The sequence below is a fragment of the Terriglobia bacterium genome (genome assembly GCA_032252755.1).
Lineage (GTDB): Bacteria > Acidobacteriota > Terriglobia > Terriglobales > Acidobacteriaceae > JAVUPY01.
This window is the reverse complement of sequence record JAVUPY010000094.1, coordinates 36004-57349: the sequence shown is the minus strand read 5'-3', so window position 1 is coordinate 57349 and position 21346 is coordinate 36004. Positions and strand designations below refer to the sequence as shown.

At 58.7% G+C, this 21346-nt stretch carries 17 protein-coding genes and 1 pseudogene; 4 read left to right on the top strand and 14 right to left on the bottom strand.

Annotated features, from left to right (window positions below):
* Positions 1–10 precede the first annotated feature (10 nt).
* Together ROO76_23535 and tdh are read left to right on the top strand one after the other, a co-directional pair.
* Positions 11–1678 carry an adenylate/guanylate cyclase domain-containing protein gene (locus ROO76_23535; protein ID MDT8071140.1) on the top strand — a complete coding sequence of 556 codons (1668 nt, stop codon included), beginning with the start codon at positions 11–13 and terminating at the stop codon, positions 1676–1678.
* Positions 1679–1826: 148 nt separating this feature from the next.
* Positions 1827–2879 (top strand): L-threonine 3-dehydrogenase, encoded by a 1053-nt coding sequence (gene tdh, locus ROO76_23530; protein MDT8071139.1) that lies wholly within the window; start codon positions 1827–1829, stop codon positions 2877–2879.
* A gap of 179 nt (positions 2880–3058) precedes the next feature.
* Here tdh and ROO76_23525 read toward each other — a convergent pair whose 3' ends face one another.
* Entirely contained in the window at positions 3059–3331 is a 273-nt protein-coding gene (locus tag ROO76_23525; protein ID MDT8071138.1) for a hypothetical protein, read from the bottom strand.
* A 254-nt stretch (positions 3332–3585) separates the two neighbouring features.
* Here ROO76_23525 and ROO76_23520 point away from each other — a divergent pair, with 254 nt between their 5' ends.
* Complete coding sequence (locus ROO76_23520; GenBank protein ID MDT8071137.1) at positions 3586–3864, top strand: DUF2007 domain-containing protein; 279 nt, start codon at positions 3586–3588, stop codon at positions 3862–3864.
* Here ROO76_23520 and ROO76_23515 read toward each other — a convergent pair.
* The 12 genes and pseudogenes from ROO76_23515 to ROO76_23460 form a co-directional block, all read right to left on the bottom strand.
* On the bottom strand, positions 3836–6475 hold the full coding sequence (locus tag ROO76_23515; GenBank protein ID MDT8071136.1) for a ComEC/Rec2 family competence protein: 2640 nt from the start codon (positions 6473–6475) through the stop codon (positions 3836–3838). The genes ROO76_23520 and ROO76_23515 overlap by 29 nt on opposite strands.
* A complete protein-coding gene (locus ROO76_23510) occupies positions 6475–6768 on the bottom strand; it encodes a YciI family protein (protein MDT8071135.1) in 294 nt (97 codons plus the stop codon). The genes ROO76_23515 and ROO76_23510 overlap by 1 nt, the downstream gene beginning before the upstream one ends.
* Before the next feature lie 91 nt (positions 6769–6859).
* On the bottom strand, positions 6860–8176 hold the full coding sequence (rlmD, locus tag ROO76_23505; protein MDT8071134.1) for a 23S rRNA (uracil(1939)-C(5))-methyltransferase RlmD: 1317 nt from the start codon (positions 8174–8176) through the stop codon (positions 6860–6862).
* A 6-nt stretch (positions 8177–8182) separates the two neighbouring features.
* Positions 8183–8770, bottom strand: a complete 588-nt coding sequence (locus ROO76_23500) for a hypothetical protein (protein MDT8071133.1) — start codon at positions 8768–8770, stop codon at positions 8183–8185.
* A gap of 190 nt (positions 8771–8960) precedes the next feature.
* On the bottom strand, positions 8961–9788 hold the full coding sequence (locus tag ROO76_23495) for a type III pantothenate kinase (GenBank protein ID MDT8071132.1): 828 nt from the start codon (positions 9786–9788) through the stop codon (positions 8961–8963).
* A 5-nt stretch (positions 9789–9793) separates the two neighbouring features.
* Positions 9794–10843: a biotin--[acetyl-CoA-carboxylase] ligase gene (locus tag ROO76_23490; protein MDT8071131.1), complete on the bottom strand. Its 1050-nt coding sequence runs from the start codon at positions 10841–10843 to the stop codon at positions 9794–9796.
* 55 nt (positions 10844–10898) lie between these two features.
* Complete coding sequence (locus ROO76_23485) at positions 10899–11459, bottom strand: YceI family protein (GenBank protein MDT8071130.1); 561 nt, start codon at positions 11457–11459, stop codon at positions 10899–10901.
* 108 nt (positions 11460–11567) lie between these two features.
* Positions 11568–12446 carry a carboxylating nicotinate-nucleotide diphosphorylase gene (nadC, locus tag ROO76_23480; protein MDT8071129.1) on the bottom strand — a complete coding sequence of 293 codons (879 nt, stop codon included), beginning with the start codon at positions 12444–12446 and terminating at the stop codon, positions 11568–11570.
* Positions 12447–12540: 94 nt separating this feature from the next.
* Positions 12541–15315: a valine--tRNA ligase gene (locus ROO76_23475; protein ID MDT8071128.1), complete on the bottom strand. Its 2775-nt coding sequence runs from the start codon at positions 15313–15315 to the stop codon at positions 12541–12543.
* 165 nt (positions 15316–15480) lie between these two features.
* Positions 15481–17508 carry a response regulator gene (locus ROO76_23470; protein MDT8071127.1) on the bottom strand — a complete coding sequence of 676 codons (2028 nt, stop codon included), beginning with the start codon at positions 17506–17508 and terminating at the stop codon, positions 15481–15483.
* A gap of 259 nt (positions 17509–17767) precedes the next feature.
* Positions 17768–17935, bottom strand: coding sequence for a hypothetical protein (locus ROO76_23465; protein ID MDT8071126.1), 168 nt, complete (start codon positions 17933–17935; stop codon positions 17768–17770).
* Positions 17936–18089: 154 nt separating this feature from the next.
* Positions 18090–19403, bottom strand: a pseudogene (locus ROO76_23460) (alpha-amylase family glycosyl hydrolase).
* Positions 19404–19733: 330 nt separating this feature from the next.
* Between ROO76_23460 and ROO76_23455 the strand changes: the two are divergent.
* Complete coding sequence (locus tag ROO76_23455; protein MDT8071125.1) at positions 19734–20090, top strand: STAS domain-containing protein; 357 nt, start codon at positions 19734–19736, stop codon at positions 20088–20090.
* 127 nt (positions 20091–20217) lie between these two features.
* Here ROO76_23455 and recA read toward each other — a convergent pair whose 3' ends face one another.
* Positions 20218–21315 carry a recombinase RecA gene (gene recA / locus ROO76_23450; protein ID MDT8071124.1) on the bottom strand — a complete coding sequence of 366 codons (1098 nt, stop codon included), beginning with the start codon at positions 21313–21315 and terminating at the stop codon, positions 20218–20220.
* Positions 21316–21346 lie beyond the last annotated feature (31 nt).

The following is a 21346-nucleotide window of genomic DNA, read 5'->3' as shown; positions in this document are numbered from 1 at the left end:
ATCCCGAACCATGGCGCGGCTCATTATTTCGTCCCCGGAAGGCAAGCGCGGCATCCTCGAGTTGACCAAGCCGGTCGTCACCCTCGGCCGTGGCAACGCCAACGACCTCGTTCTCAACAACAGCCGCGTCTCCCGCTTCCACGCGGTCGTGAAGGTCGCATCGACCGGGGACGTCCTTATCGCGGACCGTGGTTCCACGAATGGCGTGCTGATTAACGGGGAGCGCATCAGCGGCGAAACTCTGCTCCGCAATGAAGACAACATCTCCATCGGCGATTACGAGATCCGCTTCGAGTCCATTGAGGACGCTTCGCTGCACGTCGCAAAGGCCGAGATTCCATCTACGCTCAACGAGATGCTCCAGGGACGCCGCGCGCAGGTGCTTCCCGGCGGACAATCGACCATCCAGCCGCTCGGCCTCGGCCGCAACACCACCGGCGTTCGTCTCGACGACACAACCGAACTTCGCAAGCAATTACGCAAGCTGGAGCGCGAGAACTACCTGCTCAGCGTGCTCTATGACGCCGGCAAGGCGCTGCACTCGAAGCTGTCGATCGATGAAATCGTCGCCGAAGTGTCTCAATTGGCGTTCCGCATCGAGGGCGTCGAGCGCGGCTTCATGATGCTTTTCGACGACAAGGGGCAAGTGTCGCACCAGACCGACGTCTGGTATCGCAACCAGCCGATCTCATCGCGAGTCGAGCAGCCGCGCATCATTCTCAGCCGGGCCGTCATGGAGCGCGTGCGCTCCGAGCGCGAGCCTATCCTCATCACGGACCTCACCGAGGACGAGCGCTTCTCCGGCAGTGAGAGCATGAAGGTCAGCGGCCTGCGCTCGGCAATGGTCGCGCCGTTGGTTGCACAGCAGCGGCTGGCGGGAATTCTCTACGTCGACAACCTGGAAAAGGCCGCGGCCTTCACCCAGGAAGAACTAAACATCTTCGCCGTCATCGCCTCGCAGGCTGCGGTGGCCATTGATGGCGCGATCACGCACGACAAGCTGGCGCGCCAAGCCATCGAGCGCTCAGCCTTGGAACGCTTTCTCGCGCCGGAAGTTGTCGAACTCGTCTCCGCTAATCCCGAAGAAGTCCGCCTCGGCGGCACCAACGCGAAAGTCAGTATTCTCTTCGCCGACATCCGCGGATTTACGACTTTGTCGGAGTCCCTGCCGCCGGAGAAGATAGTCGAGATGCTGAACGAGTACTTTACCCGCGCAACGGAGGTCATCTTCGAGCACGGCGGGACGCTTGACAAATACTTGGGCGATGGCTTGATGGCTCTGTTCGGGGCACCGGTTTCCAAGGGCAACGATGCCGCGAATGCCGTCCGGGCAGCGCTCGGCATCCAGCACCTGATGAGCGAACTCAACCACGAAGGCACCACGCGCGGCTGGCCCGACCTCCGCGTCGGTATCGGCGTCACCACGGGCGTGGTCACGGCTGGCAATATTGGCTCACCGAAACGGATTGACTACACAGTGGTTGGCGACGCCGTGAACGTCAGCTCGCGCCTTTGCGCAAATGCTCCGGCCGGACAAATTCTCATCTCCGAATCCACCGTCGCCGAAGTCAACGGCCTGTTCCAACTCAAACCGCTCGATCCGCTTCAGGTCAAAGGCAAGAGCCGGCCGTTACCGGTATTCAGCGTGCTGGGAGAGCAGGCGGCGGCCAAGAAGTAGCAGGCCAGGAGCTAAACAGACCACCTCAAGAAGCGTGCCACGCGGCCCTGAGTGGCTGTCCGCTGGCCCAGTCCTTACCGCTCAGAATGCTAGAATTTAGCTTCTTACTTCCGCCCGCCCTGCGGCGAGGCGAGAAAGCGGCCACTTCATGGCAGACACAATGCTCGCCGTCGTTAAGCCCGAACCGAAGGCGGGCGCCGAAATACGCACTGTCAAAATTCCCAAGTTCGGTCCGAACGAAGTCCTCGTGAGGGTCAAAGTTGCTTCCGTTTGCGGCACTGACGTGCACATTTACAACTGGGATCAGTGGGCGCAGTCACGCATTCATCCGCCGCTCATTCCGGGACACGAGTTCTGCGGTGAAGTGGCTGCCGTTGGTGATGAAGTCACGACGGTAAAGGAAGGCGACTTCGTCTCAGCCGAAATGCACGTCAACTGCGGCAAGTGCTACCAGTGCCGCACTGGCGAAGCTCATATCTGCCAGCACGTGAAGATCATCGGCGTCGACGCAAACGGCGCGTTCGCCGAGTACGTTACGATTCCTGAATCCAACATCTGGAAGCTCGATCCGGCGATCCCGACGGAGTACGCGTCCATCCTCGATCCGCTGGGCAACGCCGTGCACACGGTGCTCTCCGGCGATATAGCGGCGAAGACGGTGGCTATCACTGGATGCGGACCGATCGGGTTGTTTGCCATCGCGGTGGCGAAGGCTTGCGGCGCGACGAAGGTGTTCGCGATCGAGGTGAATGAGAATCGACGTCGCGTTGCCGAGAAGATGAAGGCTGATCTAGTCCTCGATCCGACGACGCAGGATGTGAAGTCGATGATCATGGACGCGACGGAAGGAATCGGCGTCGACGTGCTGCTGGAGATGGCAGGACACAAAGATGCGATTCGGCTGGGGTTCGAGATCCTTCGACTAGGCGGTCGCGTGTCGCTGCTCGGGATTCCATCGCGTCCGGTGGAACTCAATTTTGCCAACGACATCATCTTCAAGGGAGCGACGGTGCTCGGCATCAACGGGCGTCGCATGTACCAGACCTGGTACCAGATGACGGCGCTGCTCAAGGCCGGGATGCTCGACCTGCATCCGGTGATCACCGACCGGCTCGCGATGTCGGACTTCGGCAGGGGCATGGAAATGCTCAACGCAGGGACTGCGAGCAAGATCCTGCTTTATCCGAATGGGGTGAAGTAGCGAACTTAGCGAACCCACCCCTGTTCTGTTCTCTCCTGTTTCAGCGACTTACGGAAAGGTCCTCATTGACGACAAGAACGTGCGGCTATTGCCTTTCATCGCAAATGAGACACTCGTCAATTCGATAAAGCCTTTCATTCGTCATTTCGAAATTCGTCTCTCGTCATTACTGGGTTAAATTACTGCACCCGGAATCTCTCCTCGATAGCCCGGTACAACCGCGGGCGATAAAGAATATTCCAGGCAAGCTCTTTGTCGGGGAACATGGAAAGCGCCGCAGTCCTGGCGTTGGTCACCATCTCGGATGCCTGCTCGATGGTAAGACTCGGGTCCTGGTAGATCACGGAAATTACCATGCCCACCATGATTTGCAGACGGCGAATGTTCTTTGCCTCCTGCTCCAGTTCGGCCTCATTCATCCTCCCCTCGGGAACCTGTTCCGACAATCCCATGACACCCCCAAACGGCAAAAACGCCAGCTCCCACCGGGAAGCTGGCTCTACGGAATCTTGACTACATAGTTGGATGAGCCAAAGGGTCCTCTCGTTGCGGCAGCACCCTGCCCGAATTTGCGCATCCTAGCACGATTTTGGGCCCCGGAGTGCCATCCGAAGGGACATAGGACTATGATTCTCTTGAGGCCGGGCCTTTCACTTAGGTCCGACGCGGGGACTCGCGACACCATCCAACCATTTGGGAGGGAACCATGGCCGCTATTCCGCAACCAAACGAGCGACTCGTGAAGGTATTCGACACGGAACAAGAGTCCGAAGCACTGGTCGTCCGAGGACTGCTCGAGTCGGAAGGGATCGAATCCCTCATCTCCTACCTGGATGCTCCGCAGGATGTCCTCCCCGGCGTGGGCGGAATCATTGTGCAGGTTCGCGAGGAACAGGCCGAAGAAGCCCGGCAGATCATGGAAGCCTATCGCACCGACGTTCCCGCGGAAGAAGATCTTACCGAGGATTCAGAGCCAACGACGTAACCCGAATCCCTCTACCATCCAAGTCGAACCGCGTCGCCCCAAACAGGTCCGTACGATACGTGCGCACGTGTGCGGCAGCCAGCTTCGCCAGCGTCTGCGGGCGGGGATGCTTGAATGAATTATGACGACCCACCGAGATCATCGCGAAACTTGGATGTACTGCGGCGAGGAATTCTTCCGAGGTAGCATTCGCGCTGCCGTGGTGCGCTATTTTGAGAAGATCCGAGTGGGGGTTCTCAGCGTAGAGGCGGTCCTCACCTCCTTTTGCCATATCTCCGATGAAAAGCGCCGAATGCCCCTGGTAGCTGATTCGAAGTGCCAGTGAGTTGTTGTCAATGGCCTTCGGCCCAAGATCGATGATTTTGGGTGGGGCAAGCACCTCGACCCGGGCGCCCCCGAAGTCGAACTCCTGTCCCATGGTGCGTTCGATGACCGTCACCTTCTCCCGCGCTGCGCTCTCGATCAGGCGCTGGCGTTCGTGCACCGGCGCCCCCGGCGCCAGCCACAGCTCTCGTGGGCGAAAGTTGTGGATCACGGCACTCATCCCGCCCACGTGGTCGGCATGCGCATGGCTGACGGCAACGGCGTCCAGGTGGCCGATGCCGAGGTTCCATAGCAAGGGCGAAACCACGTCTTCGCCAACGTCGAAGCTCGCGTGCTCGCCGTTGAGGGTTCCTCCGGAGTCGATCAACAAAGTGTGTCCGTCCGGCGAGACGATCAGGAACGAGTCCCCTTGCCCGACATCAATCGAAACAATTTGCAAATCTCCGGGTGCGGGCCGTGCAGACGATTTGTCCGTGAAGAGCCACGCGGAGGTGACGATCAGGGTGGCCAATCCGGCCCAACGAAACCATGAGTTCCCGCGGCGCAGCAACCAAATCGCCACGCCGAGCCCAACCGCAGCAATAACTGCCGCGACCACACCCGGGGTTGCGATTCGGACATCGCTCACCCTCATGCTGCCGAACAGACGGACGGTCCCGCTGATAAACGCGATCATCCAGTCGGTCACGAGTTTCAGTGGAAGAGCCATTTTTGCGGAGATCAGGCGCAGGCAGATTGTCCCAATGGCGATCGGCAGCATGAGCCCCGTTACCGGCACGACGAGTGCGTTGGCGGCCAGCGCGGTCAGCGTCGCGCGATGAAAGTACCATGCCATCGGCAGCGCCAGCGCGAACTGCATTACGCCCGAGACCAGCAGCGTTTCAAATACGCCGAATACCAGTCCGGCCGCCCCGCTCACCAGCCGATAGGCGAACCTTCGGCCGATCAACCTTCCGATACGACCAGCGATAAGCCGAAGATCCAGGCGGAACTGCGCCTGTCGCGCCGCTAGCGAAGAGTCGAACCCAACGACCGGCAACTGCGCGAGTGCCCGATGGTAGGGGCCGGAAGTGATCTCGACGATCGGCAGCACGATCCCGGCAATCGCCACCACTGAGAGAAACGTCAATTGGAAGCTCGGATCGAAGAGTGATTCGGGGTCGTAAACGAGCAGTCCCAGCGCGGCCGTAGAGACGGCATTCAGTGCTGCACGGTCGCGATAGAGCAGCCGGGTAATGAGATAAATCGCCAGCATCACGGTCGCTCGAATGACCGGCGCGCCAACGTTCGTCAGGTATGTGTACGCACCAGCGAGGACCAGGGTAATGATGGTCGCCGCGACCTCTCCCATTGGGAGCCGCCGCAAAATCCAGAACACGACGAACGCGAGAATGCCCACGTTGAACCCGGACACCACGAGGATGTGATATGTGCCGCTGCGCTGGAAATCGTTGCGAACGTCGCGCCCGATACTCGAGGCATCGCCGATCAGCATGGCGTCGAGTATCGCGGCGCGATCCGCTGGCCAGATCGCATGAATCCTGCCCAGGATCGCCCTGCGCGTCGTGGCTCGCCAACGCTCCCAGCGAGGGTTGACGTCCTCGTTCAGTATCTCGACATTCTCAAGCTTGCCGCCGCCGGTTACGAAGATTCCCTGGCGCTCCAGGTAATGCCTGTAGTCGAACGCTCCGGGATTGCGATAGTTCTCAGGGACGCCAAGCTTCGCTCGCAGGCGAACCCGCTCGCCACTGCGCAGGATGGGAGAGACGGTGGGCATCTCCTGTTCTTCGTCGTCTTCATCATGCTTGGGGGTCGATTTTGTATAGAGCGAAAGTCGCGCTCCACCACTAACCACTTCGGCGGCCTGTTCAGCCGTGACGGATTCGACCGCGAGATCGATCGTCTCCTTCATGGCGCCGTACATTCCCGGCGCAATGATTCCATCGCTCTGTACGACACCGGTGAGTTCAACATCCTCACGGGTCGCACAATCGCGAAGATGCATCTGCGTCGGTTGAGCGCTGACAGCCTCCCACGTGAGCGCGCCCGCCATGGCAAAGGTTGACGCGACAGCTAGAGTCGCAGCTCGCCACGCACGTCGATACAGCGTGACGCACCCAGCCACAGCGCACAGAATGATTGCAGTAAGAATCCAGAGAGGCGGACAAAATTCAAAGCGCGCCCACAAAATTCCGGCGGAAAAGGCACAACAAGCCATCAGCATGGGAGCGGTTCCCATGTGGCCGAAACTGCGGACCGAGGACAGGTTTTGGGGCCCGTCCGCCATCAGAGCTTGTCGAGACCTTCGCGGCCGCCCATCACATTCCAGGGGAGTAGTTCGTACTGCACCAGGTTTTCCTTCACGAAGGGATCGTCATCGCGAACGCGATCCAGCCCGCCAATCACATCGTCATCTTTCACGCGCAGCAGGAGCGCACCACCGAATCGCGGATCAAATGGGCCCGACGCAAGCAGGATGCCGTGCTGCTTCAGTTGACGAACATATGCGCGATGACTCTCGGTGACCGCGGCAATCTCTTCCAGCGGCCGCCGGTAGCTAATGATGGCAAGAGCGTACATAGGAAACTCCCGAAAGCAGTCGAAAGTCTAAAGCTGATTCCGTGTGAGTCGCCAACGCATTTCTTTCAACTTTCGACTTCAGACTTTTGACTCACCGCACCAACTGGACAACCGTTTCCATATGAAACGTCTGCGGAAACAGGTCAACCAAGTGTGCGGACTCAATGCGATATCCAGCGCCGCTCAGCACACGGAGATCGCGTGCCAGTGTCGCCGGATCGCACGATACATATGTTATGTGCGGAACCCCCGTCCGGCCCAGCATTTGTGCCGTGTGCTCTCCCATTCCGGAACGCGGCGGATCGACCAGCACGAGGTGGAGCCCGGACCTTCGCCCAGTATTTTCCAGGTACTTTTCCGTCGTCGCCTGCACTGGTTTAACGTTCGCGGAAACGTTATTCACGAGATCTGCAAACGAGAATGGTGATGCCTCGACCGCGATTACGCGATCGAATCTCCTCGCCACAGGCACGGAAAACAGTCCGGTTCCAGCGTACAAATCCAGTGCCGTCGCACCTCGCGAATCGCCGAGGGCAGTCTTCACCAGTTCGTCAATCAGGAATCGATTGGTCTGGAAAAACGATCCCGCACTGACGCGAAAGCTGCCGCCTGCGGTGACGTACTGCAGCGAGCTCTCTCCGAAAGCCACTCCTGTAGCTGCTCGCTTTGAACTGGCCGAGAGAACGCGATCCTCGTCTTCTATCAACGCCGTCGAAGGGAAAATGACGATACCGAGGATGGCCGGCAGTTCTGCTCGAAGCGCGTCTCCAAAAGCCTGCAGAACCTGAGGGCTGGTGTCGCGATCGGTGTAGAACTCGACGAGCAGCTTCGAATCTGCGTGATTGGCGAAAAACTGTATCTCGCGTAGCCCGCCGGAGTTGTGAGTGTCACCAACTTTCCAGGTTGCGGCGATCGCCCTTCGGATCAGTGGAGAGCTGATGGGGCAATCGGAAACAGGGAGAAGCTCGTTCGTACCCAGCCGGTGATAACCAATAGCGAATCCCGGTTCGTTACGCGTCTTGAGCCGTGTGCGGTTGCGGTACTGATAAGGTTCGGCCGAGTGAATCTCCACATGTTCTAGCTTGATCTTCGCCGTGCGCTGCAGCGTCTCAACCAGGATGTCGCGCTTCCATTCCAACTGGCGCGCATAATCGGCGTGCTGATACTGGCAGCCACCACACCGGTAAAAATAGGGGCACTGCGGTTCCACGCGCCCCGCTGACGCCTTGTTCATCTCGGTCAGCTTCGCGCGCGCAAATCCCGAACGTTCTTCCGTGATCTCGGCCTGGACCGTCTCTCCCGGCACGACAAATGGCACGAAGACCGCCTTGCCCCGCCCGGTCTCGTCAGGAGCCATGCGGGCGAGTCCATCGCCGCCGTATATCCACTTTTCGATCTTGAGTTCCACGGAAACCTACAAGTAGAACAAGCTCAGTCGCGGCAGCTTGTATCGCTCCAGCAGCTTCTTGTTCACATACTGTTTCAGCAACTGATCGATCTGTGCAGCGCTCATCTTCGAACGATACGGTGCCATCTCTCGGTCGGCCTGCGCCCGAATATCAACCAGTGCATCATCAGGCGTTCCCGCCAGCAGCGCCGCAAAGAGTTTCTCTTCCATTACCGTCAACCGACACTCCAACTCTTCCAGGTTCAGCGGGCCGTTTTCCGAAGCCACTGCCAATTGCCCGAGTGTTTGCACCTGCTCGCGAATGAGCGGCGTGGCGCCCTCCGGCACCGTCGCCTTACTGAACAGGCCGGCATTGGTCCGCAGATACGCGGCAATCTCCGATGTCTGCAGCGCTTCCTGCTTCTCCGGAGCGCGCTCCGTGCCGACAGCAGCTTCTTTCATATCCTCTGCGGCAGCCAGCACCTCCTGCGAGCAATACCCGAGTCCATTGATTTTGCGCGTCTTCACTGGCCGCCGATCGTACTTATCAAACGTCGCGTCGATTCCGCGCAGCACCGCCTCTACCGGAATTCCGGCATCCTTCCAGATCTCCATCAAAGACCAATCAAGTGTAGAGACCGTCAGAAGAGTGCCGCGCCTTCGACAGAAGTGCTCTTCGATTTCGGTAAAGTAGTTGAAATAAGGTTCGGCCACACCCCAGACTACCTCAGAAATTTACATGGACGATGATAAGGCACGAAGCCCTGAAGAAATCATCCCTTCGTGCCTTCGTGGTTTCTCTCTGTTATTCGCGGTGACTGGCGCTGTTGTGTCCCTTTTTTCCATGGGCCACGTTGCGATCCCAGATGATCCGCAGCCCGTCTAGCGTGAGCATCTCGTCAATCTCGCTGATGTACTTTGACCCTTTGCCGATCAGCGATGCCAACCCACCTGTCGCGACAACTTTGGCTTTGCCAAGTTCTTCCAGCATTCGTTCCAGGATGCCGTCCACCAGCCCGACATAGCCGTGATACAGCCCCGACTGCATGCTGCCGACGGTATTCGTCCCGATGACTTTTGAAGTCTTGCGAATATCAACGCGCGGCAGTCTCGCCGTGCGCATGAACAGCGCCTCGGCGGAGATGCCGATTCCCGGCGCGATGACGCCGCCGAGGTACTCGCCCTTTGCCGACACCGCGTCAAACGTTGTCGCCGTACCAAAATCCACCACGATACACGGCCCACCGTATTTCTCAAATGCCGCCACGCTGTTCACGATGCGGTCTGCGCCGACTTCGGCCGGATTGTCATAGTGCACCGGCATGCCGGTTTTGACGCCCGGCTCAATGAACATGGGTTTCACGCCAAAGTAGCGCTCGCACACGGTTCGAAGCGTGGTGTCCATCGGCGGCACAACTGACGAAATGATGATGCCGCGGATGGCCGCCGGATCGATGGACTTCATCGCGAACAGGTTACGGAAGAGGACTCCGTATTCGTCAACAGTCTGCGTTCGGGTGGAGGTGATGCGCCAGTCGGCCTGGAGATCAGTTTGCCCGGCGAGCCCGTTTTCGTCGGTCGCGTACACGCCGAGCACGGTGTTGCTATTGCCTACATCGAGAACCAGCAGCATGGAGGTTATCCGTTGCGCCGCGCCCGGACCCCGCCGGAGATCACCGTTCGCAGACCCTGCTCGGTGCGCACCCTGAGGAATCCGCGCTCGTCCAGACCTTCGGTGATGCCGTCATAACCGCCGTCTTCATCGACGTGCACTTCGCGGCGCCGCGCATAGGACGAGCGTTCTTCAAAACGCTTGTGGATCGACTCGCGCGCGCCCCTCGGATTATCGAGCAGCGCACGATATTCGCGGTCCAGCGATTTTAACAGAGCCGTCGCGACATCGACGCGCGACCACTCGCGACCGGTCTCCACGCGCAAAGAAGTGGCAATGGCCTGCAAATCCGCCGGAAATGTCTCCTGGTTCACGTTGATGCCGATCCCCACGACCGCGTAGCGTACCCGGCTGACCTCGGCATTCAACTCGGTCAGGATTCCACAGAACTTACGGTGGTTGAGCATCACGTCGTTGGGCCAGCGAAGATCGGGGCGGATTGAGGTCACACTCTCAATCGCATTGCTCGCCGCCACACCCGCCATGAGCGAGAGCAGAAGCACGTCTGCAGGTGCCAATAGGGGACGCAATATGATCGAGGCATACACCCCAACCGTGGCCTGCGACTCCCACGTATGCCCTCCGCGACCGCGCCCCGCTGTCTGCTCTTCAGCCAGGAAGACCGCACCTTCGGCTTCACCCTGCGCGGCGGCAGCCATCCCAACGACATTGGTCGATCCAACGCGGAAAAAATGATGCAAGCGCCCGGCGAACATCGTTCCGCGCAGGAGCGGATCCAGGATGTCGGGAAGAAGTAGGTCCGGCACAGCTTCCAGCCGATATCCGGTCGCCGGGTGCCCCGCGATTTCCACCCCCAGCTCACGCAACTGTTGCACGAGTCTCCACACTTCCGAGCGGCTCGTTCCGATCTCGTCGGCGATCTTGGTGCCGCTCACAACCAGCATGGAATTGTCAGCGAGCAGGCGGACGATGTGCCCGAGCCGCGCGTCGGTGCGCGCTCCGGGGTCCAACTCTGTCCGGCAGTGATCCGGACCGGCCTGGTTGCGAGGATTCATGAGGGCTGGAGAGAATTATCGAGCCCGGAGAGGGTCGCGACAAGCAAAACTCGCACTACTGTTCCGTAGCCTCAAGGTCGAGCTCTATCTTCACGTCCTTGCTAACCGTTGTGCCGGTCGGGTCGTAGTCGATGTGGTAATCCATTCGGTTGATCTCCAGGTTTGCTACCACTCCGAGCTTCTTCTTACCCTTCACCTCAGCCTGGGCCAGGGTAAACGGCAATTCTACCTGCTTCGTTACGTCCTTGATCGTCAGGTTCCCGATTGCGACGTAGTCATCGCCGCGGTGCTCGATGCTAGTGCTTTGGAACTTGATGTCAGGATACTTCTGGACATCGAAGAACCGTTCGCTGTGCAGGTCCTTATCGCGCGTCGCGTTATCCGTGTCGACGGTATCTGTCTTGATGTCGGCGGTCACACTCGACTTTGTGACGTCCTGCGGGTCCAGGTGGATTATTCCCGTGACTCCGCCGGCGAATCGGCCCCGCACGGTGGATACCAGCAGGTGCTTCACGGCGAAGTTCGCGGAAGAGTGGTTGGGATCGATTCGGAAATCCTGCGCGAGTACCGGAATCGCGATGAATGCGATAATGAAACCAAAGAGTATTCGACGCATAGTTACTCCCTTTCGGTCGGAGATGCGGAAGAGACGCGCGACCCACCCTGAAGTCGCGGAGCAACAGGTGCTGGATTGTAAAGATTTGGTAAGCCTTTGCGCAACCGACTATGCGGGGATGATCCTCATGCTCATATCGACAGCCTTTGCTGAGTGGGTGAGCGCCCCGATGGAGATGTAATCGACGCCCGTCTCGGCGTAGGCGCGCACCGTCTCCAGGTTCATGCCGCCGGAGGCCTCCAACGGCACCCGGCGCGAGTGGGTTTGAACGCGTTCCACGCAGGCCCGTACCTGCTCCGGAGTCATATTGTCCAGCAGGATAGCTTCCGCGCCATTTTGTAAAGCCTCTTCGAGTTCGGCCGTGGAACGCACCTCGACCTCGATGACCTGCTCGCCACGTCGATTCTGGATGGCCCTTTGCAGGGCATTCTTGATCCCGCCGCAAAGGTGAATGTGATTGTTCTTGATGAGCACGCCATCGGAAAGATCGAGCCGGTGATTTTTCGCGCCACCGCAACGGACAGCATATTTGTCGAGAACCCGCAGGCCGGGAACCGTCTTCCGCGTATCCAGAATCGTGCACTTCGTTCCTGCAACTGCCTCCACGTACTGGCGGGTCAACGTAGCAACCCCGCTCATACGCTGCAGAATGTTCAGAATTACGCGCTCGCAACTGAGCATTACGCGCGCATTATGGCGAACCACGGCCACCGTGAGCCCTGGTCGAAGCCGAACACCATCGAAAATCTCCTGGTGTGTCACCACTTCCGGATGCGAGCGGACGGTACCATCCAGTGCCGCAAAGACCTGCAGGATGCGTTGCACGCAGCCGATGCCGGACAGTACGCAATCCTGCTTGGCGAGAATCGTCCCGACTGCCTGCTGGTTGGGATCAATACAGGCGTAGCTAGTGGCGTCGCGCGTCGCGCGATCCTCCGTCAACGCGTTCTCCAGAATGGCCGTAATGCGGCGACTCATCCAGTCCATAAAAGCGGTTCTCAGTTCTCGGTTCTCGGTTTTCAGTTAACGACCACGAACTTGATCGTGTCCCACATCTGCCGTTTTTAGCAGATGTGGGCCTTTACTGTTCCAACTGGTTCAACGACTCCCGGGCTTTCTCCAGCAACACATTCAACTCCGCCGTATTCTTGCGAAGACCTTCAACCACTTTCTCTGGAGCCTTCGCAAGGAAACCCTCGTTTCCGAGCTGCCGTTCTGCGTTGGCGATTCCCTTCTCGTACTTCTCGATTTCTTTGTTCAGCCTCGCACGCTCGGCCGCTACATCGATCTTCTGCTCGTACACAACCCGGACGTCGAACCGTGTCGTGTGGCGTGACTGCGTCTTCTTCGCCAGCGACTCGCCTACGAAGTTGACGTTCTCTACGCTGGCCAACCGCTCCAGCGCGCCGCTATTCCGCTCAATCAGGCCCTTCACCTCGGCATCCGCGAAGACCTCGATTTCCAGCTTCTGCTTCGGCTCGATCTTCAATTCCGCGCGCAGGTTCCTCACGCTGACGATCAGGTCCTGCAGGATCGCCATTTCGGTTTCTGCCTGCGTGTCGATCTGTTTGGGTTGTGCCTGCGGATAGGTGGAGAGAGAGATCGATTTCTTCGGCGGCCTGCCATCGTACACCGCGTGCCACAATTCCTCGGTGAGGAACGGCATGAATGGCGACAGCAGGCGCAGGGCGCCTTCGAAAATCGTTACCAGGTTCAGCGCTGCCGTTCGCGCGGAATTCCGCTCGGCTTCGTTTCCAGCCGCCGCCAGCCGAGGCTTTATTAGCTCCAGGTACCAATCGCAGAACTCGCCCCAGAAGAAGCTGTAGATCGAATTCGCAGCCTCGTGGAATCGATACTCCTTCAGTGCGTCATTGATCTCGCCCGCAACATGATTGAAACGCGACAGGATCCACCGGTCTTCCAGAGTCGCCGCTTCAAATGACGCCAGTCCTGGCTTATTCGCAGCCGTGCGGCTCTTTTCGGCGAACAGCATCAGAACCGGAATCCCCGATTCCGATAGCTTGTCGACATTCATGAAGACCAGTCGTGCCGCGTTCCAGATCTTGTTGGCGAATGCACGGTAGCCTTCCGTACGGCTCTCGCTGAAAGCGATATCTGTCCCGGGTGCTGCCATTGCCGCCAGGGTGAAGCGCGTAGCGTCCGTGCCGTACTTCTCCACCACATCAATCGGGTCGAGAACGTTACCCTTGGTCTTCGACATCTTCTGGCGCTCGGCATCGCGCACAAGCGAGTGTATGTAGACCTCGCGGAAAGGCACGGCGTTCTTCAGGGCCTCGCCTGTATCGTTCCGGTCGCGCCACATGAAATAGGTATTCATCATCACCATGCGCGCCACCCAGAAGAACAGGATGTCGAACCCGGTGATGAGCAGCGACGTCGGATAGAACCGTCTCAGGTCGTTGGTCTCATCCGGCCAGCCTAGCGGGGTTGCCGGGAGCAGCCCCGACGAGAACCACGTATCCAGTACATCTGGGTCCTGCTCAATGGTCGGATTTCCGCATTTCGGACACTTATCCAGCGGCTTTGAGCTGACAACGATCGATTTGCATGCTGGGCAGTGCCAAGCTGGAATCCGGTGTCCCCACCACAACTGGCGCGAGATGCACCAGTCGTGCAGGTTCTCCATCCAGTTCAAATAGATGGTCTTGTACATATCCGGCGAGAACCGGATGTACCCGCGCGTGACAACCTCCTGCGCCATCTTCGCGATAGACCAACCGCCGCTCTTCGGTTCCTTGTTGACGGCGACGAACCACTGCGTCGACAGCCGTGGCTCGACAATGGTCTTGCAGCGCTGGCAATGCCCGATCGCAAGTACGTGGTCCTTGATCCCGACCAGGTATCCCTGCTCGCGCAGATCGTGCAAAACCTTTTCGCGCGCCTCGAAACGATCGAGCCCGGCGTACATCCCAGCCTCCTCATTCATGCGCGCATGCTCGTCCATGACGGAAATCTGCGGTAGGAGGTGGCGCAATCCCGCCTGGAAATCGTTCGGATCGTGCGCCGGGGTGACCTTCACCGCGCCGGTTCCAAACTCCGGATTCGCCAACTCATCCAGAATGATCGGAATCTCGCGATCCATCAGCGGCAGACGAACTTTCTTCCCGTGCAGATGCTTGTAGCGTTCATCTGCGGGGTTCACCGCCACGGCCGTATCACCCAGCATCGTCTCTGGCCGCGTCGTAGCGACCACGATGTATTCATCGCTTCCGATCACCGGGTATCGAATCTCGTAGAGCTTACCCTGCGTTTCCTCGTGCACTACCTCGAGATCAGAGATCGCCGTCGAGCATCGCGGGCACCAATTGACGATGTACTTGCCGCGATAGATCAGCCCTTCCTCGTACAGGTGAATGAATGCTTCCTTCACCGCACGGGAAAGCTGCTCGCTCATCGTGAAGAACTCGCGATCCCAATCCACCGACGCGCCGAGCCGCCGCATCTGCTCCGTAATAGCGCCGCCGTACTGGCGCTTCCACTCCCAAACTCGGGCGAGGAAGGCCTCGCGTCCCAGTTGGAGTCGGGTTTTTCCTTCGCTCGCTAACTGGCGCTCCACCATCATCTGGGTGGCGATTCCTGCATGATCCGTCCCTGGCAGCCAAAGCGTGGTGAAGCCGCGCATGCGGTGCCAGCGCACCACGATGTCCATCTCCGTCTGGTTCAACATATGGCCCATGTGCAGTCGCCCGGTCACATTCGGTGGCGGCAACAGCAGAGTGAAAACCGGGCGGTCGGCGGAAGTGTCGGCGGCGAAGAGTCTTTCCTTCACCCAGTACTCGGCCCAGCGCGCTTCAATCGCGCCCGGCTCATAGGCTTTGGGAAGTTCGTGAGGCATCGGATCCGTTCAGCTAACTTAGGGTAATTCTTGATGTTAATCGAACCCGCAGAAGAAAGGAAACTGCCGGCACCCTGTTTATTCGTCAATCCGACATTCGTCAATCGTCAATAAAGAAGCCGCCCCGAAAGGCGGCTTCAACATGGTGCTTGTGATTACCTTGAGCTACTCTCCCTTCAACTCCTTCACGATCTCGGCGATCAGCTGCGGCTTCAGCCGTTCGATCGCGCGCTGGACAGCATCGGCAAACTTCTCGGGACCCGGTGCGGACGATTCCGCATGTACTGTCGATGTTGCCGCGGCGGCTGCAAAAGCTGCTACCGCAACTTCCGGAAGCTTGGGGGGAGCAGGCTCTGCGACATGGGCTGGATCAAACTCGCCGAGGGGTTCCGGCTCCGTAACGGGAATCTCAACTGGTGCAACCTCGGGTTCCGATTCCGTAGGCGCCGATTGAGCGACGGTCTCAGAGGCCGGCTGTGTCACAGTTTCCTGCTCAGCCTGCACCGCGTATTGCTCGAGCGCCTGCTTCATCTCTTCTTCCAGTGAGAGTACCGCCTCGTGCGTTAGCACCGTGGTCTCGTTCAGCTGAACTGAAGGGGCTTCGGCATGCATTTCGACTGGCGGCTCCGTTCCTTCAGCCGCCGAAAGTTCGTCGTGCAAAGCGGGCGGGGTATCAAACGCCGAAAGTGCCTGTGCCAGTCGCGCATCGAAGTCGTCGTGAACCACTTGTGCCGGTGCTGCTTCAGCGTGTGACTCTTCCACCGCCGGCTCAACGTGTGCTTCCGCCGTGGGCTCGACGTGGGCTTCCACCGCCGGCTCTTCCTCAACTGGCTCGGTCGCAAATCCCGACATCGCCGCTGCTACTCGCGTCTCGAAATCGTCGGCGACAGCTTCGATCTCCGGCTGGGTGTGGGTCTCTTCGACAGCTGCAGTCATTGGTTCCGTCGCGAATCCCGACATGGCCGCCACTACACGCGCCTCGAAATCGTCCACACCGAAATTCGCTCGCCCTTCCGCTGACGCCGGCTCATGGTGCTCACCCGTTGGTTCGACCTGGTGCTCGATCTCTGGCTCCACTCCGAATCCCGCCATGGCTGCCGCGACCTTGGCTTCGAAATCGTCGATCATCGGCTTCGCTTGGGGTACCGGTTCTTCCGCGACATGATTTTCTTCGGCCGGCGACGCCTCGATCGTCGGTTCGGTCGTACCCGGGGTGGCCTCAACCGTAGGCTTCTGAACGGGTTCCGCGTGGGCCCAACCATCCCAGGCACTCTCCGCCGGAGCTTCGATCGTCGGCGGCTCGGCAATCACCTCTTCGCTCGCGGCCGCATTTGTCTCTCCAAACGAAGTAACGAAGTCGGTCATCTCCTGCGCACTCGTCAGCGCCGGATCCGTCGTGATCTGAATTTCCCCGGTGGGCGGCGCTTCCAGGCCAGCTTCCAGACCCTCTACTTGCTGAACTTCCACATCTCCTGCCTGTGGCGCGGAGGTGAACTCGACGTCGCTGGCACGCGCGGCTTCCTGAACGGTTGCGGGCTCCTCCAGCGGCCCGGATGGGACTGCCGCCTGATCAAAAGTCCACGGAATCTCGGCCATGTACGGCTCCGGCTCAGCCGCGTGTTCCACCGGCAATCCTGGAGCAGCTGTCCACTCAATCGTCGGCCTGGACTCAGGTACGGGGTTGAACTCTTCCATCGTCAGTGCCGGCGCGGACGCCATCTCCGATGGAACGTCAACTGCTGCCGGCATAGTTGGCTCGGGCTGCCCGATTTCCTCCACCGGTTCAGGCTCCGGTTCGGGTACGAGGTGGCGGGCGGCTGGAGTCGCTTTTTCCGCCATTTTCTTTACCACCGCAAGCAGGTCGGTCGCTTCGAACGGTTTCACAATCACGCCATCCGCACGAACCTTCGCGCCATCTTCCGCACGATACGGCTCCATCTTGCCGACAGTCAGCAGCACCGGCAGGTTCGCGGTGTCCATGTTGGCGCGTACGCGTTCGCATACTTCGAGTCCCGTGTATCCAGGCATGTAGATGTCGAGAATCACGACGTCTGGTTTGACCTCGGCAATCTTCTTCACGGCTGCGGCGCCATTGCTCACCGTAGTGACGTCGTAGCCCGATTCGGAGAGAATCTTCTTGCCCATGTTCTGGGCGGTCATGCTGTCGTCAGCGAGTAGTACTTTGAGTGACACGGGTGCCCTCTTCTGGCAATTCGGGTCCAACAGTACTGCTTTCAATGTCTTGGGTCAATCTGAACCCGCCTGCTGGCACCACTTCGGTACAACTTCCCGCCATGTACTTCTGTGTACCAAAATAGAAACGGGAATCGCCGAATCGACTGATTTGGCGATCGCTATCAAAGAAAGGCGCGCCCAGGGTCGGCGACGCAAGCAGCAGAATGCCCCCGCTCGCGCGAGGGCATTCCGGGATATGCTCCGCCGGGCCGGCGGTTTAGTGCCGATCCTTGTCTTCCTTCTTTTCTGACTTCTTGTGGCGATGCTTGTGGTGCTTCGCCGTCTTATGGGCGTCTTTGTCGTGGGCTTTGTTCAGCGCCATAACAGGCATGGACATTGCCAATGCCATTACGACCGCGAACAAAAAGGTGAACAGCTTCTTCATAAAGGCCTCTCTCCTGTGCGGGGCGCGAGCACGGACTTTAGCATCCAGAGTTGCGGATTGTAATCACACCTAGGTGGTTTCAGGTACTTACCTGCTCGGCACAGGAACTCGTCAACCAGAACTACCCCAACCCACCGATGAGGAACTCGATCCTTCAGTGAATTTCGACCTGCGCGTTTGGCGTCCGTTGGTAGACATGGAACCCCCACGCCGCGAGGGTGACATCCGCGGTAGCTGCATCACCCGTCGGCGCCGGGTTGGCGCCCGTGATGTTTGGGGTGACCTCAGTGAATCCGTTCACTGCGGCATCCAGATGAGCCTTCTCCGGCCGATTGCAGGAGTTGATCACGACCAGCGCGTCTTCCGTTGTCGTGTGACGCTCGAAGCTGATGATGCAAACGTCGTTCGTATTTGAAACCCACTCGACGTCGCCTCGCCGCAACGCCTCGCTCGACTTCCGCAAGGCGATCATCCCGCGATAAAAGCGCGGAAACTCAGGACGCCGTTCCGCGATTGGCCAGAAGATCTTCAGGTTCTCGAACAAGGCCGGCGCACCCGATTCCGTCGCGTCGCCAACTTCCATTCCGTTGTAGACCAGCGGAATTCCGTCGAGCGTAAACATCAGCGCCTGCGCCGCCAGTGCTCCCGGCTCTCCAAATCGGGCGATTGCTCTCCATTCGTCGTGGTTGTCGCTGAAACGCATGTGCAGCGCACCTTTTGGCTAGGTGTCGTGCTGCTTCTGCCACGACTCGCGAATCGCTGTCGCCGGCTTCTTGCCCTGCCACACCGCCGAAAGCGCGTTGTGCAGATCCCAGGAGTAATCCGCGTCCATCGCCTTCAGTTCTTCATCCGGACGGTCACCCTCTTCGAGCCAGAAAACATCCGGCTTCACCTTCTCCAAGGCCACACGCGCCTGCTCCCAGAAATCTGTCGGCGGCTTGTGCGCCACGTCGAACCGGAATCCATCGAGATCGAATTCTTTCATCCAGTACGTGAGCATCTTGATCATGTACGTTCGCAGCTTCGGATTCGAATAATCGAGCCACGCTACATCCGTCCAGTCTTCCGGGTACATGATCTTTCCATTCGCATCGTGCTTGTAGAACTCGGGATGTTCCGTGATCAGCTTGTTGTCCCAAGCAGTGTGATTCAGCACCTCATCGAGGATCACCTTCATCCCGCGCGCGTGTGCCTCGTGAACCAAGCGTTTCAAATCCGCCTTGGTACCGTATGCAGGGTTGATCGCATAGTAGTCGCGAACGGCATATGGACTTCCGATCGAGCCCTTCTTGTTCTTCACGCCGATCGGATTGATCGGCATCAGCCAGAGAATGTTCACGCCGAGCTTCTTCAAATCGTCGAGCCGTGCCGTTACACCGTTCAGGCCGCCGGCTGCTGAGAACGCGCGCGGGTAGATCTCGTAGATCACGCCATCCCGCGCCCAGTCCACCGTGGGACGAGCCGTCATCTTCGACACATCAACTGTGTTTTGCGCACGACCGACAGAAATGAGAGTGAGCAGGAGGAGAGCAAACGCGCTGAAGTGGTGCTTCTTCATGCGGCGGCCTCAAGAATGAAAATAGGAATGCTCAAGAATTGTAAATTGACCGAATAATTCCTGCGCCCTTTTCGTCTAATAGTACGTATAGAACACATGAAACGGTTGTAACCCGCTGATTCTGCATGGTGGCGTCAGCAAGGTTTTTCATATTGCTGTCATCAAAATTTTGTAGGCTAACATTCAATTGGATGGAACGTCTTGAACAATAGCAACGTATTAGAAGATATGAGGTCGATCGTGGAACTGTCGTTGGAAATTCGGACTCATGGCGAGAGCGCCGTGCTGGCTTGCAAAGGCCGTCTCACGGACATGTTCTCGAAGTATTTATTCTGCGAAGCCGTGGAAGAATTACTCGAAAAGCACCGGAATGTAGTGCTCGATCTCGCGTGCCTGGAGAAGATGGATGCTGCCGCGCTCGGCGCGATTGCCGGCTGCATACGCGATGCCCTCGATCACCACACAACGCTCCGCTGCTTTGGTGTGAATAAAGAGGTTCGCCAGTTGCTCGACGTAACCCGGCTCTCTCCGTTCCTGAGGTTCTACAACACCGAGGATGAAGCGGTGGCCGCAGCGCTGAACGCCTGCGCCGCATAGTGAGAGGTTTCGGCAATCACAAAGGCCGCGCTTAGCGCGGCCTTCTATCTTCTTCCATCAGCGGTTAAATCGCCAGTCGGAACTCGGAGTGAGGTTTTTCATTCGTCATTCCGAAATTCGACATTCGTCATTTTCTTCCCACTGGCACCGGCCCACGCTCCGGCGCTTTCCCAACCGTCGCCGTCGCTGCCGCCTTCTGCTCCGGTGCTGCCGGTGCAGGCGCGGGCTCCTGTTTCGTGAGCCCAAGCTCTTTCTTCAACTCGGCCTCAATCTTGGCGTAGATATCGCGATTGTCCTTCAGGAACTGGCGCGCGTTCTCACGACCTTGGCCGATGCGCTCGCTCTTATAGCTGAACCACGAGCCCGACTTCTCGATGATGTTGTGCTCTACCGCGAGATCGATCAGGTCGCCCTCGCGCGAAATTCCTTCTCCATAAAGGATGTCAAACTCGGCTTCGCGGAAGGGCGCGGCCGTCTTGTTCTTCACGACCTTCACCTTCGTACGCGAGCCAATCACGTTATCGCCATCCTTAATTGCTGCAATGCGGCGGATATCAATGCGCACCGACGAGTAGAACTTCAGAGCGCGTCCACCGGTCGTTGTCTCCGGGTTACCGAACATTACGCCAATTTTTTCGCGAATCTGGTTGATGAAGATGAGGCAGGTGCGTGATTTCGAAACCGTGCCTGTCAACTTGCGCAGTGCTTGCGACATCAATCGCGCCTGCAAACCGACGTGGCTGTCTCCCATCTCGCCGTCAAGTTCCGCTTTTGGCACTAATGCTGCCACGGAGTCGACAACCAGAACATCAATCGCACCCGAGCGCACCAGCGCCTCGGTGATTTCCAGTGCTTGCTCGCCATAGTCCGGCTGCGATACCAACAGGTTGTCAACATCGACGCCCAGCTTCTTCGCGTATCCCGGATCAAGCGCATGCTCGGCGTCGATGAAGGCCGCCATGCCGCCCGCCTTCTGCGCCTCGGCGATCACTTGCAGGGCGATGGTCGTCTTGCCCGACGACTCCGGCCCGAAAATCTCAACCACGCGCCCGCGCGGTACGCCGCCGACGCCCAGCGCCGCGTCGAACGAAATCGCGCCCGTCGAGATGACTGAAATGGGAACAATGGCTTCTTTGTTCCCCAGGCGCATGATGGAGCCCTTGCCGAACTGCTTTTCAATCTGTGAGAGTGCGAGATCTATCGCGCGAGAACGCTCGTCCGCCATGAGTCCTGCTCCTTAATATTGCCAATCGGAT

Bases quoted from the DNA above. Each gene is read 5' to 3' on its own strand.
- ROO76_23535 (MDT8071140.1), top strand. From the start codon at position 11: ATGGCGCGGCTCATTATTTCGTCCCCGGAAGGCAAGCGCGGCATCCTC.
- tdh (MDT8071139.1), top strand. From the start codon at position 1,827: ATGGCAGACACAATGCTCGCCGTCGTTAAGCCCGAACCGAAGGCGGGC.
- ROO76_23525 (MDT8071138.1), bottom strand. From the start codon at position 3,331: ATGGGATTGTCGGAACAGGTTCCCGAGGGGAGGATGAATGAGGCCGAA.
- ROO76_23520 (MDT8071137.1), top strand. From the start codon at position 3,586: ATGGCCGCTATTCCGCAACCAAACGAGCGACTCGTGAAGGTATTCGAC.
- ROO76_23515 (MDT8071136.1), bottom strand. From the start codon at position 6,475: ATGGCGGACGGGCCCCAAAACCTGTCCTCGGTCCGCAGTTTCGGCCAC.
- ROO76_23510 (MDT8071135.1), bottom strand. From the start codon at position 6,768: ATGTACGCTCTTGCCATCATTAGCTACCGGCGGCCGCTGGAAGAGATT.
- ROO76_23500 (MDT8071133.1), bottom strand. From the start codon at position 8,770: ATGGAGATCTGGAAGGATGCCGGAATTCCGGTAGAGGCGGTGCTGCGC.
- ROO76_23495 (MDT8071132.1), bottom strand. From the start codon at position 9,788: ATGCTGCTGGTTCTCGATGTAGGCAATAGCAACACCGTGCTCGGCGTG.
- ROO76_23490 (MDT8071131.1), bottom strand. From the start codon at position 10,843: ATGAATCCTCGCAACCAGGCCGGTCCGGATCACTGCCGGACAGAGTTG.
- ROO76_23485 (MDT8071130.1), bottom strand. From the start codon at position 11,459: ATGCGTCGAATACTCTTTGGTTTCATTATCGCATTCATCGCGATTCCG.
- nadC (MDT8071129.1), bottom strand. From the start codon at position 12,446: ATGGACTGGATGAGTCGCCGCATTACGGCCATTCTGGAGAACGCGTTG.
- ROO76_23475 (MDT8071128.1), bottom strand. From the start codon at position 15,315: ATGCCTCACGAACTTCCCAAAGCCTATGAGCCGGGCGCGATTGAAGCG.
- ROO76_23465 (MDT8071126.1), bottom strand. From the start codon at position 17,935: ATGAAGAAGCTGTTCACCTTTTTGTTCGCGGTCGTAATGGCATTGGCA.
- recA (MDT8071124.1), bottom strand. From the start codon at position 21,315: ATGGCGGACGAGCGTTCTCGCGCGATAGATCTCGCACTCTCACAGATT.